General features: G+C 67.2%; 15 protein-coding genes and 2 tRNA genes. 8 read left to right on the forward strand and 9 right to left on the reverse strand.

From position 1 onward, the window contains the following. The first annotated feature begins 323 nt into the window (after positions 1–323). Entirely contained in the window at positions 324–1,202 is an 879-nt protein-coding gene (locus BKK80_RS03520; RefSeq protein WP_071010899.1) for a pirin family protein, read from the forward strand. Positions 1,203–1,254: 52 nt separating this feature from the next. Here BKK80_RS03520 and ybiB read toward each other — a convergent pair whose 3' ends face one another. Continuing rightward, the gene (ybiB, locus tag BKK80_RS03525) at positions 1,255–2,265 is read right to left on the reverse strand and encodes a DNA-binding protein YbiB (protein WP_071070651.1); all 1,011 of its coding nucleotides are present in this window, start codon (positions 2,263–2,265) and stop codon (positions 1,255–1,257) included. A gap of 344 nt (positions 2,266–2,609) precedes the next feature. Here ybiB and BKK80_RS03530 point away from each other — a divergent pair, with 344 nt between their 5' ends. Then, positions 2,610–3,311: a fumarylacetoacetate hydrolase family protein gene (locus BKK80_RS03530; protein ID WP_071010900.1), complete on the forward strand. Its 702-nt coding sequence runs from the start codon at positions 2,610–2,612 to the stop codon at positions 3,309–3,311. A 3-nt stretch (positions 3,312–3,314) separates the two neighbouring features. Then, positions 3,315–3,962: a maleylacetoacetate isomerase gene (gene maiA, locus BKK80_RS03535; RefSeq protein WP_084545466.1), complete on the forward strand. Its 648-nt coding sequence runs from the start codon at positions 3,315–3,317 to the stop codon at positions 3,960–3,962. 113 nt (positions 3,963–4,075) lie between these two features. Here the strand turns inward: maiA and ftsY are convergent, their stop codons facing one another. After that, on the reverse strand, positions 4,076–5,170 hold the full coding sequence (gene ftsY / locus BKK80_RS03540) for a signal recognition particle-docking protein FtsY (RefSeq protein WP_071010901.1): 1,095 nt from the start codon (positions 5,168–5,170) through the stop codon (positions 4,076–4,078). A gap of 60 nt (positions 5,171–5,230) precedes the next feature. Between ftsY and BKK80_RS03545 the strand changes: the two genes are divergently transcribed. From BKK80_RS03545 to BKK80_RS03565, 5 genes are all read left to right on the forward strand, one after another. Next, complete coding sequence (locus BKK80_RS03545; protein ID WP_071037544.1) at positions 5,231–6,748, forward strand: M16 family metallopeptidase; 1,518 nt, start codon at positions 5,231–5,233, stop codon at positions 6,746–6,748. 45 nt (positions 6,749–6,793) lie between these two features. Continuing rightward, entirely contained in the window at positions 6,794–8,128 is a 1,335-nt protein-coding gene (locus BKK80_RS03550; RefSeq protein ID WP_418235879.1) for a M16 family metallopeptidase, read from the forward strand. A gap of 49 nt (positions 8,129–8,177) precedes the next feature. Then, positions 8,178–8,837 (forward strand): 16S rRNA (guanine(966)-N(2))-methyltransferase RsmD, encoded by a 660-nt coding sequence (gene rsmD, locus BKK80_RS03555; protein ID WP_083383926.1) that lies wholly within the window; start codon positions 8,178–8,180, stop codon positions 8,835–8,837. A 224-nt stretch (positions 8,838–9,061) separates the two neighbouring features. After that, positions 9,062–9,547, forward strand: coding sequence for a pantetheine-phosphate adenylyltransferase (gene coaD / locus BKK80_RS03560; protein WP_071010904.1), 486 nt, complete (start codon positions 9,062–9,064; stop codon positions 9,545–9,547). A 61-nt stretch (positions 9,548–9,608) separates the two neighbouring features. After that, positions 9,609–9,869: a YfhL family 4Fe-4S dicluster ferredoxin gene (locus tag BKK80_RS03565; protein WP_071010905.1), complete on the forward strand. Its 261-nt coding sequence runs from the start codon at positions 9,609–9,611 to the stop codon at positions 9,867–9,869. A gap of 101 nt (positions 9,870–9,970) precedes the next feature. Here the strand turns inward: BKK80_RS03565 and pth are convergent, their stop codons facing one another. The 7 genes from pth to lolB all read right to left on the reverse strand — a co-directional run bounded on the left by pth (position 9,971) and on the right by lolB (position 14,274). Beyond that, on the reverse strand, positions 9,971–10,561 hold the full coding sequence (pth, locus tag BKK80_RS03570; RefSeq protein WP_071016033.1) for an aminoacyl-tRNA hydrolase: 591 nt from the start codon (positions 10,559–10,561) through the stop codon (positions 9,971–9,973). Between the two features lie 168 nt (positions 10,562–10,729). Next, positions 10,730–11,338, reverse strand: a complete 609-nt coding sequence (locus BKK80_RS03575) for a 50S ribosomal protein L25/general stress protein Ctc (protein WP_071010906.1) — start codon at positions 11,336–11,338, stop codon at positions 10,730–10,732. Between the two features lie 168 nt (positions 11,339–11,506). Continuing rightward, entirely contained in the window at positions 11,507–12,460 is a 954-nt protein-coding gene (locus BKK80_RS03580; RefSeq protein WP_071010907.1) for a ribose-phosphate pyrophosphokinase, read from the reverse strand. 96 nt (positions 12,461–12,556) lie between these two features. Beyond that, positions 12,557–12,633, reverse strand: a tRNA-Gln gene (locus BKK80_RS03585). 37 nt (positions 12,634–12,670) lie between these two features. Continuing rightward, positions 12,671–12,747: transfer RNA gene (locus BKK80_RS03590), tRNA-Gln, on the reverse strand. A gap of 55 nt (positions 12,748–12,802) precedes the next feature. Next, a complete protein-coding gene (gene ispE, locus BKK80_RS03595) occupies positions 12,803–13,678 on the reverse strand; it encodes a 4-(cytidine 5'-diphospho)-2-C-methyl-D-erythritol kinase (protein ID WP_071068594.1) in 876 nt (291 codons plus the stop codon). Then, a complete protein-coding gene (gene lolB / locus BKK80_RS03600) occupies positions 13,675–14,274 on the reverse strand; it encodes a lipoprotein insertase outer membrane protein LolB (RefSeq protein ID WP_071037543.1) in 600 nt (199 codons plus the stop codon). Before lolB ends, ispE begins: the two co-directional genes overlap by 4 nt. Positions 14,275–14,285 lie beyond the last annotated feature (11 nt).

The raw sequence follows: 14,285 nt of genomic DNA on the forward strand, positions 1-14,285 counted from the left end.
GGGGTGCTGTTTCCCTCGGGGAAACGCACTGCATTGCAACACATATTAGCACTCAAGCCGGTTGACTGCTAATTCGACTGGCAATGTGGTCAATAGTTCCAGGCGATTGCTATTTCAGAATGGATAGCATGCATTTGTATGGCGCATAACGCACTTCCCGGCGCGAGGGCCCGCTCGCGCCTAGCATTAGAGATGCGGATCGCCGCCTGGTTCTGCCCTTTCGGCCAATAGAGTGGGAGCGGCGGGCGGGAGCGGCGTTTACACTGCGGATGCGCCACTTCGCCGATGCCGTCTCCACGGTACATTCATTCCCAGGAGGATCTATGTCTGTCATCGAACACCTGCTCAATCCCCATGTCCGGGACCTGGGCGATTTCACCGTGCGCCGCGTCCTGCCCGCGGCGGCCGCGCAGACGGTGGGGCCCTTCATCTTCCTCGACCATATGGGCCCGGTGGCGATGCCGCCCGGCAAGGGGGCGGACGTCCGTCCGCATCCGCACATCGGCCTGGCCACGGTGACCTACCTGTTCGAGGGCGAATTCCTCCATCGTGACAGCCTGGGCAACGAGCAGGTGATCCGCCCCGGCGACGTCAACTGGATGACCGCCGGCCGCGGCATCGCGCATTCGGAGCGCTCGCCGCAATCCGAGCGGCCGGCCGGACCGCACCTGCACGGCATCCAGACCTGGGTGGCACTGCCGAAGGCCTACGAGGACGTGGAGCCCTCGTTCCACCACTTCGGCGCCGCCAGCCTGCCGCGGCTGGAGTTGCCCGGAGTGCGCCTGACGGTGATCGCCGGCGATGCCTTCGGCCAGGAGTCGCCGGTGCGTGTCTTCAGCCGTACGCTCTACGTTGCCCTGGAGATGGAGGCGGGCGCCACGCTGGTGATTCCTCCCGAGCATGTGGAGCGTGGTGTCTATGTCGTCGAAGGCGGCATCGCCGTCGATGGCGAGGCCATTCCGGCCGAGCACCTGGCGACGCTGGTGCAGGGGGAGACGGTGACACTGAGTGCCACGACGCGGGCGCGCGTGATGCTGCTCGGCGGCGAGCCGCTGGACGGCCGCCGCTTCATCTACTGGAACTTCGTGGCCAGCAGCAAGGAGGCCATCGAGGCGGCGGCGCAGCGTTGGGAAGACAATCTCTTTCCGCAAGTGCCAGGCGAGACCGAACGCATCCCGCTGCCGCCGCGCCGCCCGTCCTGACGGGCAGGGCGGCAGCCTTGGCCGGCGTCGCCGCCTGGAGGAGGGCGCAGCCCTAGACCGGGCTGGCCCAATTCACCTGCGCGCCATCGCGCAGGCAGGCGCGGATGGCCTCGACCTGGGCCGCGATGGGCGCCGGCACGGCTAGCTTGCCTTCCAGCACCGCGCGGATCCAGGCCACGGTCTGCTCGACGCTGGTGCCAGCCGGCAGGTCCGGCACGTCGGCAATGGAACCGGAGGCCGGCTCGACCAGCGTGCGCTGGTGCCCGTCGTGCAGCCAGTCGATGCGCCCGCCGCGGCGGGCATCGGCCACCACTTCGCCTTCGGTGCCGCGCGCCAGCAATACGTTGGCCGGCTCGTGCGAAAAGAAGTCGGTCAGCGTCTCGCGGTATTCCGGATGTGTGTAGCTGTACAGGCGCAGGGCTTCGGCCGGGCTGTGGCCACCCACCGGCTGCAGCAGCTTGACCACGGTGTGGGCCGAGTTGCGCAGGCCGACGATGTCGCGCTTGTCGAGCAGGCGGCTCAGTGCCGGCGACAGGACGTCGATCGGCAGCACCGCCAGCGGCAGCCCGCCGCCGCTGCCGCGCAGCCGTGTCGCGGCTTCGGCAGTGCTGGAGCACAGCGGCTCGCCCAGTGCCTCGAACAGTGCCAGGCTGGTCAGGCGTCCGGCGAAGTGCCGGATGCCGTGCACCAGGACCGGGGTGCCGGCGCGTGCCAGCAGCATGGCCAGCAGCGGTACCAGGTTGGGCTGCTTGCGGGCGCCGTTGTAGCTCGGGATCACTACCACCGGTCCATCCGGCCGCGCCGGCAGCGGCGCGCAGTGCGCATGGGCGGCCTCTAGCATGCCGCCCAGCTCGTGTGGCGCTTCGCCCTTGATGCGGTAGGCCATCAGGATGGCGCCCAGTTCGATGTCGGAGACGCGCCCGGCGAGCATGGCGTCGAACAGCGTGCGCACGTCATCGCGCGGCAGGGCCCGCGCGCCCTGCGCGCCGCGCCCGATTTCCTTGATGTATTTCGCCGCTGGAAAGGGCGTGGCGTGGCTTGTGGTGGTGGCGGGCTGGGTCATGATGCGGCGCTCGTGGGGATGCGCTTCATGATAGCGCAGCGCAACTGCGGCGCCGCATGCCGGACAGCACCCGGTGCTTTCGCGCGGTATGGGATTGTGCTGCGCGTGGCAGCGCGTGCCGGTGAGCCTGTCGAGCTTCACGCCGTGCCGAAGGCGTTCGGCGCGGTCCAGCATGGCTCGGCATTGTCTGGTAATGCCTTACGTATTTTCCCGTACTCATCATACGTCTGCCTGGGCCGGTGGGTCGCGCGGGTGTATGCTGTGGCCCTGCCGCGCGGCGGGTTTGCGAGACGCCGGTACCGGTGCCGGCGCGCCGCAGGCACAGAACAAGATTGGAGAGATGTATGACCGAATTCGTATTCGCCCCGCCGGCCCCGGTGGGTGTGCCCGTGCGCGGAAGCAGCGCCAGCTTTCCCGTGCGCCGCGTGTACTGCGTGGGCCGCAACTATGCTGCGCACGCGCGCGAAATGGGCTCGGATCCCGACCGCGAGCCGCCGTTCTTTTTCTGCAAGCCGTCGGATGCGGTCAGCTATGTGCCGGATGGTGTGCAGGGTGAGTTTCCCTATCCGCCGGGCACCTCCAACTGCCACTTCGAGATCGAGCTGGTAGTGGCGATCGGCAAGGGCGGCAAGGACATCGCGGTGGAGGATGCCGCGGCCCATGTGTTCGGCTATGCCGTCGGCCTGGACATGACCCGGCGCGACCTGCAGAACGAATCGAAGAAGACCGGCCGCCCCTGGGAGACCGGCAAGGCATTCGACCGCTCGGCCCCGATCGGCCCGATCGTGCCGGTATCGGCGATCGGCCATCCGCACAAGGGGGCCGTGACGCTGAGCGTGGACGGCGCCGAGAAGCAGCGCGGCGACCTCTCCGACCTGATCTGGTCGGTGCCCGAGATGGTGGCCTACCTGTCGCGCCTGTTCGAGCTGCAGCCGGGCGACCTGATCTTCAGCGGCACGCCGGAGGGCGTCGGCGCGGTGGTGAAGGGCGACGTCATGCAGGGCCACGTGGAAGGCGTGGGCGACCTCGTCGTCAAGGTGGTCTGAGCCATGCTGCAGCTGTACAGCTACTTCCGCAGTTCGGCCTCGTTCCGCGTACGCATCGCGCTGCAACTCAAGGGCCTGCCCTATGACTACGTGCCGGTGCACCTGCTCAAGGACGGCGGCCAGCAGCTCAAGCCGGAATACCGCGCGCTGAATGCCGATGCGCTGGTGCCGACGCTGGTCGACGGCGACCATGCGCTGACCCAGTCGCTGGCCATCGTCGAATATCTCGACGAGCTGCATCCGCAGCCGCTGCTGCTGCCGGGCGACGCGCTCGAGCGTGCCTACGTGCGCGCGCTGGCGCTGGAGATCGCCTGCGACATCCATCCGCTCAACAACCTGCGCGTGCTGAAATACCTGAAGCACACGCTGGGTGTGTCGGAGGAGGCCAAGGACGGCTGGTACCGGCACTGGATCGAGCAGGGTTTCGCCGCGCTGGAGATCGCCCTGGCGCGCAGCGGCCGCGTCGGGCGCTTCTGCCTGGGCGACACGCCTACGCTGGCCGATGTCTGCCTGGCCCCGCAGGTCTTCAACGCCCAGCGCTTCAACGTCGACCTGGCGCCGTTCCCGACCGTCGCACGGATCCACGAGGCGTGCATGGCGTTGCCGGCGTTCCAGAACGCCGCGCCCAAGGCCCAGCCCGACGCGGAGTAGGCGGAGCGGGCGCAGCAGGTGGGGCGACCGGCAGGTGCGGCACCTGACGGAAGTCCGATAAAAAACCCGGCAGCTGCCGGGTTTTTTATCGGGGGCGTGCCGGAGCGCCGGTTTCAGCCCAGCAGCGCGTCGGCGAACTCTTCGGCCTTGAACGGCTGCAGATCCTCGACCTTCTCGCCCACGCCGATGAAATAGACCGGCACCGGGCGCTGTCGCGCGATGGCGGCGAGGATGCCGCCCTTGGCGGTGCCGTCCAGCTTGGTCACCAGCAGGCCGGTCAGGCCCAGCGCATCGTCGAAGGCGCGCACCTGGGCCAGCGCGTTCTGGCCTGTGTTGGCGTCGATCACCAGCAGCACCTCGTGCGGCGCCGTCGGCATGGCCTTGGCGATGACGCGCCGGACCTTCTTCAGCTCTTCCATCAGGTGCAGCTGCGTGGGCAGGCGCCCCGCGGTATCGGCCATCACGATGTCGATGCCGCGCGCGCGCGCCGCGTTGACGGCGTCGAAGATCACGGCCGCGGGGTCGCCGCTTTCCTGCGCCACCACCGTGACATTGTTGCGCTCGCCCCAGATCGTCAGCTGCTCCCGCGCGGCGGCGCGGAAGGTGTCGCCGGCGGCCAGCAGCACCGACTGCCCGTAGTGCTGGAAGTGCTTGCACAGCTTGCCGATGCTGGTGGTCTTGCCGGCGCCGTTGACACCCGCGATCATCATCACCAGCGGCTGTTCGCGGCCCAGCTCCATGGTCTTCTCGAGCGGACGCAGCAGGTCGGTCAGCAGCGTGCGCAGCGCGGCCTTGACGCCTTCGGCATCCTCGATGCGCTCGTTCTTGACGCGGCGGCGCAGCTCGCCCAGCAGGTACTCGGTCGCTTCGACGCCGGCATCGGCCATCAGCAGCGCGGTTTCGAGTTCCTCGAACAGGGCCTCGTCGACCTTGACGCCGAGGAACAGCGTGCCGAGATTGCGGCTGGTCTTGGACAGGCCGGCGCGCAGCCGGCGCATCCAGCCCTGCCGGTCTTCCTGCGTGGGCACCGGCGGCAGGGTCAGTTCATAGGCGTCCGCCGTGGCCGCCGGCTCGGGAACCGGCGCGGGCACGGCGTGCGCCGGCAGGGTTTCCTGCGGCGTGGCGGGGGAGGGCGCAGGCGCGCTGGCGGGTGCCGGGGCGGGTGCGGGAGCCGCTTCCGCCTTGCGCTTCTTCCAGAAACTAAACATTGGGAAAGAGGTCAATAGCCCGGTAGAATCAATCGGCAAAATTCTATCAGACGGGGTCGCATGAACCACTGCGCTGTCAAGTTCCGGACGGGCGCCGCCCGTGCCGCATCCACCCGTTCCCAGGCGTTTTCGGCGGCGGCCAGACGCAGGGCCCGGGGCCTCCTTCCCGCCCTGCTGATCGCGGCGTTGCCCTGGTGCCTGCCTGCCGCGCACGCGCAGGACGCGCCGCAGCAGAAGGCCACCGTCCCGGCGGCATCCGCCACGGCGCCATCGAGCGCCGGCATCACCGAGTTCAAGCTCGCCAACGGGCTGCGCGTGATCGTCAAGGAAGACCATCGCGCACCAACGGTGATGCAGCAGGTCTGGTACCACGTGGGCGGCATGGATGAAGTGACCGGTACCCTGGGCCTGTCGCACATGCTCGAGCACATGATGTTCAAGGGCACGCCCAAGGTCGGGCCGGGCGAGTTCTCCAAGCAGATCGCCGCACTCGGCGGCCGCGAGAACGCCATGACCACGCGCGACTTCACGCTCTACTACCAGCAGATCGGCAAGCAGTACCTGCCCAAGGTGATGGAGCTGGAGGCCGACCGCATGGCGAACCTGATCATCAAGAAGAGCGACTTCGACAGCGAGATGAAGGTGGTGATGGAAGAGCGGCGCATGCGCATCGATGACTCCGCGCGCGGCACCGTCTACGAGCAGTTGCTGGCCACTGTGTACACGGCGGCGCCGTACCGCCATCCGACCATCGGCTGGATGAACGACCTGGTCAATATGCGCGTGGAAGACGTGCAGGCCTGGTATCACCAGTGGTACGCGCCCAACAACGCCATCCTGGTCGTCGCCGGCGACGTCGATCCCGCCCAGGTGCGGTTGCTGGCCGAGCGCACCTACGGCAGGCTCAAGCCGCACGCGCTGCCGCTGCGCAAGAACCAGATCGAAGCGCCGCAGATCGGCGTCAAGCGCATCTGGGTCAAGGCGCCGGCCGAGAATCCCTACGTGGTGATGGCCTACAAGGTGCCGCGCCTGCACGACGTGGAGAAGGACGTCGATCCCTACGCGCTCGAGGTGCTGTCGGCGGTGCTGAACGGCTACGACAATGCCCGCCTGCCGCGCGAGCTGGTGCGCGAGCAGCGGCTGGCCGATGATGTCAACGTCGGCTACGACAGCATCAACCGCGGCGAATCCCTCTTCGTACTCGACGGCACCCCGGCGAAGGGACACACCACCGAGGAGATCCAGCGTGCGCTGATCGAGCAGGTCCAGCGCATCGCCAAGAGCGGCGTCTCGCCCGAGGAGCTCAAGCGCGTCAAGGCGCAGGTGGTGGCCGGGCAGATCTACAAGCGCGACTCCGTCGCCGGGCAGGGCATGGAGATCGGTGTGGCGGAGATGTCGGGCCTGTCCTGGCGCGACCTGGACCGCATGCTGGAACGGATCAAGGCCGTCACGCCCGAGCAGGTGCAGGCCGTCGCCGCCAAATACTTCAGCGATGACAACCTGACCGTGGCCACCCTGTTGCCGCAGCCGATCGACCCCAACAAGCCCAAGGTCGCGCTTCCCGCCGATCTGCACTGAGGAGCCACGATGCACTTGTCCGTCCCGGCGCTTCGGTCGCCGCAAATGTCCCGCTGGCTGCGCCAGGCCGCCATGGCCACCGCTGGCGCGCTGGCCCTGTTCGGCACCACGGTGGCGCAGGCAGCGCTGCCCATCGAGCACTGGACCGCCGCCACCGGCGCGCAGGTCTATTTCGTGCCGAGCCCGTCGATTCCGATGCTGGACATCAACGTCGACTTCGATGCGGGCAGCCGCTACGATCCGGCCGGCAAGTCCGGCCTCGCCACCCTGGCGGCGGCGCTGCTGGATAAGGGGGCGGCGGCGGCCGAAGGCCAGCCGGCACGCAACGAGGCGCAGATCGCCGACGCTTTCGCCGATACCGGTGCCGGCTTCGGCGGCTCGGCCGGCGGCGATCGGGGCGGCATCGGCCTGCGTACGCTGACGGCGCAGCCGGAGCTGAAGCAGTCGGTCGACCTGGCAGCGCAACTGATCCATGCGCCGACCTATCCCGATGCCGTGGTAGCGCGCGAGAAGCAGCGCCTGATCACGGCCATCCGCGAGGGGGATGCCCGTCCCGAGGTGATCGCCGACAAGCGCCTGTCCAAGGCGGTCTATCCCAGCCATCCCTATGGCGTGACGGCAACCGAGGCCTCGGTCAACGCCATCACGCGCGAGGACATCCTGCGTTTCTGGCGCGATAACTACGCCGCCTCGCGCGCCGTGGTCACGCTGATCGGCGCCATCGACCGCAAGCAGGCCGAGGCCATTGCCGAGCAGCTTACGCGCGGCCTGCCGGCTGGCGCCGCGCCGCCGACGATGCCGTCGGTGCAGATGGCCATCCCCGCCAGCGAACAGCGCATTCCCCACGCGGCGCAGCAGGCCACCGTACTGCTCGGCCAGCCGGCAATCGCGCGCGGCGACCCCGACTACTTCGCGCTGCTGGTGGGCAACTACGTGCTCGGCGGCGGCGGCTTCAGTTCGCGGCTGACCAATGAGGTGCGCGAGAAGCGCGGCCTGACCTACGACGTGGAGAGCTATTTCGCGCCGAGCAAGCAGCCGGGACCGTTCGCCGTCAGCCTGCAGACCAAGAAGGCGCAGACCGACGAGGCATTGGCGCTGGTGCGCAAGGTGCTGACGGACTTCGTGGCCGAAGGCCCGACCGACCTGGAGCTGAAGGCGGCCAAGGACAACCTGGTCAACGGCTTCCCGCTGCGCATCGACAACAACCGCAAGCTGCTGACCAATGTGGCTAATATCGGCTGGTACGGCTTGCCGCTGGACTACCTCGACACCTGGACCGCGCAGATCGCCAAGGTTTCGCGCGAGCAGGTCAAGCAGGCCTTCCAACGCCACGTGCATCCCGATGCCATGGCGACCGTGATCGTCGGCGGGCCGAACTGATCACACGCCGCGGCCGGCGGGCCGCGGCCGCAGGCTCTACAATCACGGGATGAATTCGCGTTCCCGTCCTCCTGCTGCTTCTGGCATGCCGCCCGCTTCGCGCGGGCGGCGTGCTTCCGCCTCCCTGAACACCCCAGCGGCGCCGCGCCGTACGCCGGCACAGGTCCGCATCATCGGCGGGCGCTGGAAGCGCACGCCGCTGCCCGTGCTGGAGGCCGAAGGACTGCGGCCCACCCCCGACCGCGTGCGCGAGACCCTGTTCAACTGGCTCGGGCAGGACCTGACCGGGCTGAGCTGCCTGGACCTGTTCGCGGGCTCCGGCGCGCTCGGCTTCGAGGCCGCTTCCCGCGGCGCAGCACAGGTCACGCTGGTCGAGGCCAATCCGCGCGTGGCCAAGCAGCTGCGTGACAACCAGTACCGCCTGGATGCGGCGCAGGTCCGCGTCATCCAGGGCGATGCCTTTGCCGTGGCGGCCGGCATGCCCACCGCCGGGTTCGACGTGGTCTTCCTCGACCCGCCCTTCGCCGAGGACTGGCTTGGGCCGGCGCTGGAGCATGCCGCGCGGCTGTCGCGGCCCGGCGGGCTAGTCTATGTCGAGACGGACCGCGCGCTCACCGGGCCCCAGGCGCCGGTGCCGGCCAGCCTGGAACTGGTGCGCCAGGCCCGTGCCGGTGCCGTGCATTTCCACCTGCTGGTGCATCGCGGCTGAGCCTGCATGGCGGAACGTCCGACATCGGCGTGCCGCGCGCGCCGCAAATTGTTGCCGGGCCGGCAATGGCCTCTTCTGCTGCGCTGCCGCGAAACAGTCGGCCAGGCGGCTTCCAAGCGGCGGATTTAGCGTTACACTACGCCGCTGTCGCTAACGCTCGCCACGCAGCAACACATTCCACTGGCCCGGGACAGGGCCGGCAGCGGGCAGAACAAGGAGGAAGTATGGTCGTCGCGGTCTATCCCGGCACGTTCGATCCCATGACCCGAGGCCACGAGGATCTCGTGCGCCGTGCCTCGAACATCTTCGACGAACTGGTGGTAGGGGTTGCCCACAGCCCCAACAAGCGTCCGTTCTTTTCGCTGGAAGAACGCATCGGCATTGCGCGCGAGGTGCTGGGCCACTATCCCAACGTGCGCGTCGAGGGTTTCTCGGGCCTGCTCAAGGACTTCGTGCGCAAGAACAATGCGCGCGTGATCGTGCGGGGCCTGCGTGCCGTTTCCGACTTCGAGTACGAGTTCCAGATGGCGGGCATGAACCGCTACCTGCTGCCCGACGTCGAGACCATGTTCCTGACGCCGTCCGACCAGTACCAGTTCATCTCCGGCACCTTCGTGCGTGAGATCGCCGTGCTGGGCGGGGACGTCAGCAAGTTCGTCTTCCCCTCGGTCGAACGCTGGCTGCAGCAGAAGATCGGCAAGACGGAATAAAATACGAATTTGAGACGGCGCAGCCAGCCCGGCGTGTCCGTCGTGCTGGAAAGGAAATGCCATGGCGCTGATGATCACCGACGACTGCATCAACTGCGACGTTTGTGAGCCCGAGTGCCCAAACGAAGCCATATCGATGGGGCCGGAGATCTATGAGATCGACCCCAACAAATGCACGGAATGTGTCGGGCATTTCGATGAACCCCAGTGCCAGCAGGTCTGTCCGGTCTCGTGCATTCCGCACGATCCCAACCGGGTGGAGACGCACGAGGTGCTGATGCAGCGCTACCGGCTGCTGACGGCGGCCAAGCACGCGGCCTGAGCCGTCAGGCGCCCGCACAAAAAACCCGCCGGACGGCGGGTTTTTTGTTGCTTGTCAGGGGCGGCGCAGGAGGCTCCCGCCGCCGGCTTCCAGCGCTGGCCTCAGCGGCCGCTGTGCAGCGCCATCATGGCGCGCTCCGACTCGCCCCGGGCCAGCAGGGCCAGCGGATCCAGGCAGCGCTCGATCGATTCGTCGATGGCCTGCTGTTCCTCGCGCCGAGGCGGCTTCAGCACAAAGTTGACCACTTCCTCGCGCCCGCTGGCGGCATTCTGGTTGCGCGGATGGCCTACGCCGATGCGCAGCCGCCAGTACTCCGGCGTGGTCAGGTGGGCCGAGATGTCCTTCAGCCCATTGTGGCCGCCGGAGCCGCCGCCGCGCTTGAGCTTGACGGTACCTGGCGGCAAGTCCATCTCATCGTGCGCGACCAGGATCTCGTCGGGCAGGATCTTGTAGAAGCGCGCCAGCGATACCACGGACAGGCCCGAGCGGTTCATGAAGGTGGATGGCTTGAGCAGCCAGATTTCCTGGTCCCACAGGCGCGCCCGTGCCGCCAGGCCATGGAAGCGGCTTTCCACGCGCAGGGTCGTGCCGGCCTGGCGGGCCAGCTGGTCGACCAGCCAGAAGCCGGCGTTGTGGCGGGTGGCTTCGTATTCCGCCCCGGGATTGCCGAGGCCGACGATGAGCTTGATCATGCTGTTACCGGTACTACCGTTCGGAATGCGTTCGGGAGGCAGCCATGCCGGCTGGCAGGCGCCCAGCATACGCGAAAAAAAACCGCCGGAGAGCGGCGGTTCTTTCGCTTGCAGGCGCCAGGACCGCTGCCGGCGTGCGGCGCGCTCCTGGCGTCAGGCCGATCGGCCTCAGGCTGCGGGGGCTTCCTCGCCGCCTTCGGCGGCTTCCGAAGCAGCGCCGGCCGGCAGGGTCACGCTGGCGATCGACGGGTTGTCGTCGCCATGGATCACGGCGGTCACGCCCTTCGGCAGGGTGATGTCCGACAGGTGCAGGGTCTGGTTCAGCTCGGCCTTGCCCAGATCCACTTCGATGAACTCGGGCAGGTCGGCCGGCAGGCACGACACTTCCAGTTCGTTCACGATGTGGTTGACGATGCCATGGCCCAGCTTCACGCCAGGAGCGGATTCCTGGTTGATGAAGTGCAGGGGCACCTTGACGTGGATCTTCTCGGTGGCCGACACGCGCTGGAAGTCAACGTGCAGCACCAGGGGCTTGAACGGGTGCATCTGGAAGGCGCGCAGCAGGGCCTTCTCGGACTTGCCGGCCACTTCCAGGTCGAGGATCGACGAGTGGAAGGCTTCCTTCTTCAGGGCATGCCACAGCGCGTTGTGATCCAGTTCGATCATCTTCGGTTCGGCGGCGCCGCCGTAGATGATGCCGGGGGTCTTGCCGGAATTGCGCAGGCGGCGGCTCGCACCCGTTCCCTGTACGCTACGCTCGAAAGCGACGACTTTCATGATTGCTCCACAATGTAAGAAGGCTGTCCGCGACCAGACAGCCTTGGTTGAGACCAGCGGCGTCACTGCCGATGGTCAGTGCAACGTATTCGTTGCATATTCGCTGCATATATTTGCTGCATTTCCGGCACCACATGTGCCGGAAATGCAGCAAAGCTTTGAATTCTATCAGGAATCGGCGAAGAGCGACATGATCGAGTCACCCTTGACGATGCGGGTGAAGGTCTCGGCCAGCAGCGGCGCCGTCGACAGCTGGCGGATCTTGCCGCTCTGCAGGGCATCGTCGCGCAGGGGGATGGTGTCGCACACCACGACTTCGTCGAGCGCCGAAGCGGCGATGCGGGCAGCCGCGCCACCCGACAGCACCGGGTGCGTGCAGTAGGCGAACACGCGCTGGGCGCCGCGCTCCTTCAGCACCTGGGCTGCCTTGCACAGCGTGCCGCCGGTGTCGATCATGTCGTCCATGATCACGCAGTTGCGGCCGTCGACTTCACCGATGATGTTCATCACCTCGGCCACGTTGGCCTTGGGGCGGCGCTTGTCGATGATGGCCAGGTCGCAGTTCAGCTGCTTGGCCAGCGCTCGTGCGCGTACCACGCCGCCGACGTCGGGCGAAACCACCAGCAGATCGCCGTAGTTCTTCTCGCGCAGGTCGCCCAGCAGTACCGGCGACGCGTAGATGTTGTCCACCGGGATGTCGAAGAAGCCCTGGATCTGGTCGGCGTGCAGGTCCATCGTCAGCACGCGGTCCACGCCGGCGACTTCCAGCATGTTGGCGACGACCTTGGCCGAGATCGCCACGCGCGCCGAGCGCGGGCGGCGGTCCTGGCGGGCGTAGCCGAAGTAAGGCATGGCGGCGGTGATGCTGCGTGCCGAGGCGCGCTTGAGCGCGTCGACCATCACCATCAGTTCCATCAGGTTGTCGTTGGTCGGCGCGCAGGTCGATTGCAGCACGATCACGTGCTTGCCGCGCACGTTCTCCTGGATCTCGACCTGGACTTCGCCGTCCGAGAAGCGGCCGACCAGTGCCTTGCCCAGGGGAATGCCGAGGTGCTGAACGACAGCCTCCGCGAGTTTGGGGTTGGCATTGCCGGTAAATACCATCAAGCCTTCGCTGCTCATTCGGGGCACCTGTCTTGCTGCTGGGGAGAGGGGGAGTGCTGTCGGCCGTGCCGGCAGCCAGTCTTGCGGGTCCGTTTGGACACTATAGGAATGTAATGGCAGGGGAGGAAGGATTCGAACCCTCGAATGCCGGAATCAAAATCCGGTGCCTTAACCGACTTGGCGACTCCCCTACACAACCGGATCCGTCGGGACACGATAGGAATCTAATGGCAGGGGAGGAAGGATTCGAACCCTCGAATGCCGGAATCAAAATCCGGTGCCTTAACCGACTTGGCGACTCCCCTACACAACTGGGCCCGTTCATCGTCGCACCAACCACGTGCCACGCCGAACGAAAAACTACTCTGCAAAGTCCGCGAGCGGATGTCGTGACAGACTTCTCACGCACCTGCCATCCCATTCGGGCGGCAACCTGTCCAGAACGCGCTGCGCAGTCGCCGCGTCATCATAACGCGCAAACACGCAGGCTCCGGAGCCGGTCATCCTTGCATGGGGACTATACTGTCTCAGCCATTCAAGGGCTCGGGCGACTTCACCGAACTTCGCTGTTGCTACCGTTTCCAGATCGTTGCGACCGAAAGCGAATTTGTTTTCACAAGCAGCGAAGACCGCAATTATGGAGATGGGTGTATTCCTTGTCAAGCGCTGATCCGAGAAAATTTCCGCGGTCGGCACATGCTGTTTCGGGTGGATCACGACGAACCAGCTGTCGGGCAGCGCGATCGGGCTGAGCTGCTCGCCCACGCCTTCGGCGAAGGCGTTTTCGCCGAACAGAAAGAAGGGCACGTCGGCGCCCAATGCCAATCCCAGTTGCATCAGTTGCGCGCGCGGCAGGTTCACGTCCCACAGGCGGTTCAGAGCCAGCAACGTGGTGGCGGCGTCGGACGAGCCGCCGCCGATGCCGCCGCCCATCGGCAGGCGCTTGTCGACGGCGATATCGACGCCGAAACGCGTGCCGGTGGCCTGTTGCAGCAGGCGCGCCGCGCGGACCACCAGGTCGGTGTCGGCCGGTACCCCGGGGATCTCCGTGGTGCGCACCACGGCGCCGTCCTCGCGGCGCCGGAAATGCAGCGTGTCGCTCCAGTCGATCAGCTGGAAAGCGGTCTGCAGCGTGTGATAGCCGTCCGGGCGGCGCCCGGTGACGTGCAGGAAGAGGTTGAGCTTGGCCGGCGCGGGGCAGTCGCGCAATTCGGCGGGCGGCAGGGCGAGGGTCATGGCTTGTCTTCGGGGTCGAGCACCAGGCGCACGGACAGCGGATGGTCGGAGCCATCCCTGGCGAGGTCGATGCGGCGCGGCTGTGCGCCGGCCGCGGCGGCATCCTGCCAGGAAACATAGCGTACGGTCCAGCCGTTCTGCTGCAGCGTGGCCAGGCGGCCTTGTTCATCGCGCGTGGCGGCGGCCGGGCTGCCACGCGACGGACGGGCGTGGAGCCAGTCGCGCAGGCCGGCGACCGGCAGGGCGAAACCGAGCGCATCCTCCAGCAGCGAGTCGACCTGGGGCGCGTTGCGCGGTGGCTGGTTGGGCAGGTCGAGCGTGGCGCCCGACGGAGTGGCCGTGACGATGGCCAGCGTCTGCCCCAGCGGCGAGATCAGGTCGAGCCGTACGTTGCGGCCCTGCTCCTGCCAGTGGAAGCTGCCTTGCACGCCTTCTTCGCGGCCGTAGCGCACGTAATTGGCGGAGAAGCGGCCGCTGTACTCCTGCAGCCTGGCGGTTTCGCCGGCGTCGAAGCCGCGGCTCGGTTCGAGGTTGGCGCAGGCCGCGAGCCACAGCGGCGCGAGCAGGCAGGCGAGGACGAGACGGGATCTCAGCATCGGGGATGGCG

The sequence above is a fragment of the Cupriavidus malaysiensis genome (assembly GCF_001854325.1).
Taxonomy (GTDB): Bacteria; Pseudomonadota; Gammaproteobacteria; order Burkholderiales; family Burkholderiaceae; genus Cupriavidus; species Cupriavidus malaysiensis.

Coding starts and splice junctions, on each gene's coding strand:
- BKK80_RS03520 (WP_071010899.1), top strand. CDS start 324: ATGTCTGTCATCGAACACCTGCTCAATCCCCATGTCCGGGACCTGGGC.
- ybiB (WP_071070651.1), bottom strand. CDS start 2,265: ATGACCCAGCCCGCCACCACCACAAGCCACGCCACGCCCTTTCCAGCG.
- BKK80_RS03530 (WP_071010900.1), top strand. CDS start 2,610: ATGACCGAATTCGTATTCGCCCCGCCGGCCCCGGTGGGTGTGCCCGTG.
- maiA (WP_084545466.1), top strand. CDS start 3,315: ATGCTGCAGCTGTACAGCTACTTCCGCAGTTCGGCCTCGTTCCGCGTA.
- ftsY (WP_071010901.1), bottom strand. CDS start 5,170: ATGTTTAGTTTCTGGAAGAAGCGCAAGGCGGAAGCGGCTCCCGCACCC.
- BKK80_RS03545 (WP_071037544.1), top strand. CDS start 5,231: ATGAACCACTGCGCTGTCAAGTTCCGGACGGGCGCCGCCCGTGCCGCA.
- BKK80_RS03550 (WP_418235879.1), top strand. CDS start 6,794: ATGTCCCGCTGGCTGCGCCAGGCCGCCATGGCCACCGCTGGCGCGCTG.
- rsmD (WP_083383926.1), top strand. CDS start 8,178: ATGAATTCGCGTTCCCGTCCTCCTGCTGCTTCTGGCATGCCGCCCGCT.
- coaD (WP_071010904.1), top strand. CDS start 9,062: ATGGTCGTCGCGGTCTATCCCGGCACGTTCGATCCCATGACCCGAGGC.
- BKK80_RS03565 (WP_071010905.1), top strand. CDS start 9,609: ATGGCGCTGATGATCACCGACGACTGCATCAACTGCGACGTTTGTGAG.
- pth (WP_071016033.1), bottom strand. CDS start 10,561: ATGATCAAGCTCATCGTCGGCCTCGGCAATCCCGGGGCGGAATACGAA.
- BKK80_RS03575 (WP_071010906.1), bottom strand. CDS start 11,338: ATGAAAGTCGTCGCTTTCGAGCGTAGCGTACAGGGAACGGGTGCGAGC.
- BKK80_RS03580 (WP_071010907.1), bottom strand. CDS start 12,460: ATGAGCAGCGAAGGCTTGATGGTATTTACCGGCAATGCCAACCCCAAA.
- ispE (WP_071068594.1), bottom strand. CDS start 13,678: ATGACCCTCGCCCTGCCGCCCGCCGAATTGCGCGACTGCCCCGCGCCG.
- lolB (WP_071037543.1), bottom strand. CDS start 14,274: ATGCTGAGATCCCGTCTCGTCCTCGCCTGCCTGCTCGCGCCGCTGTGG.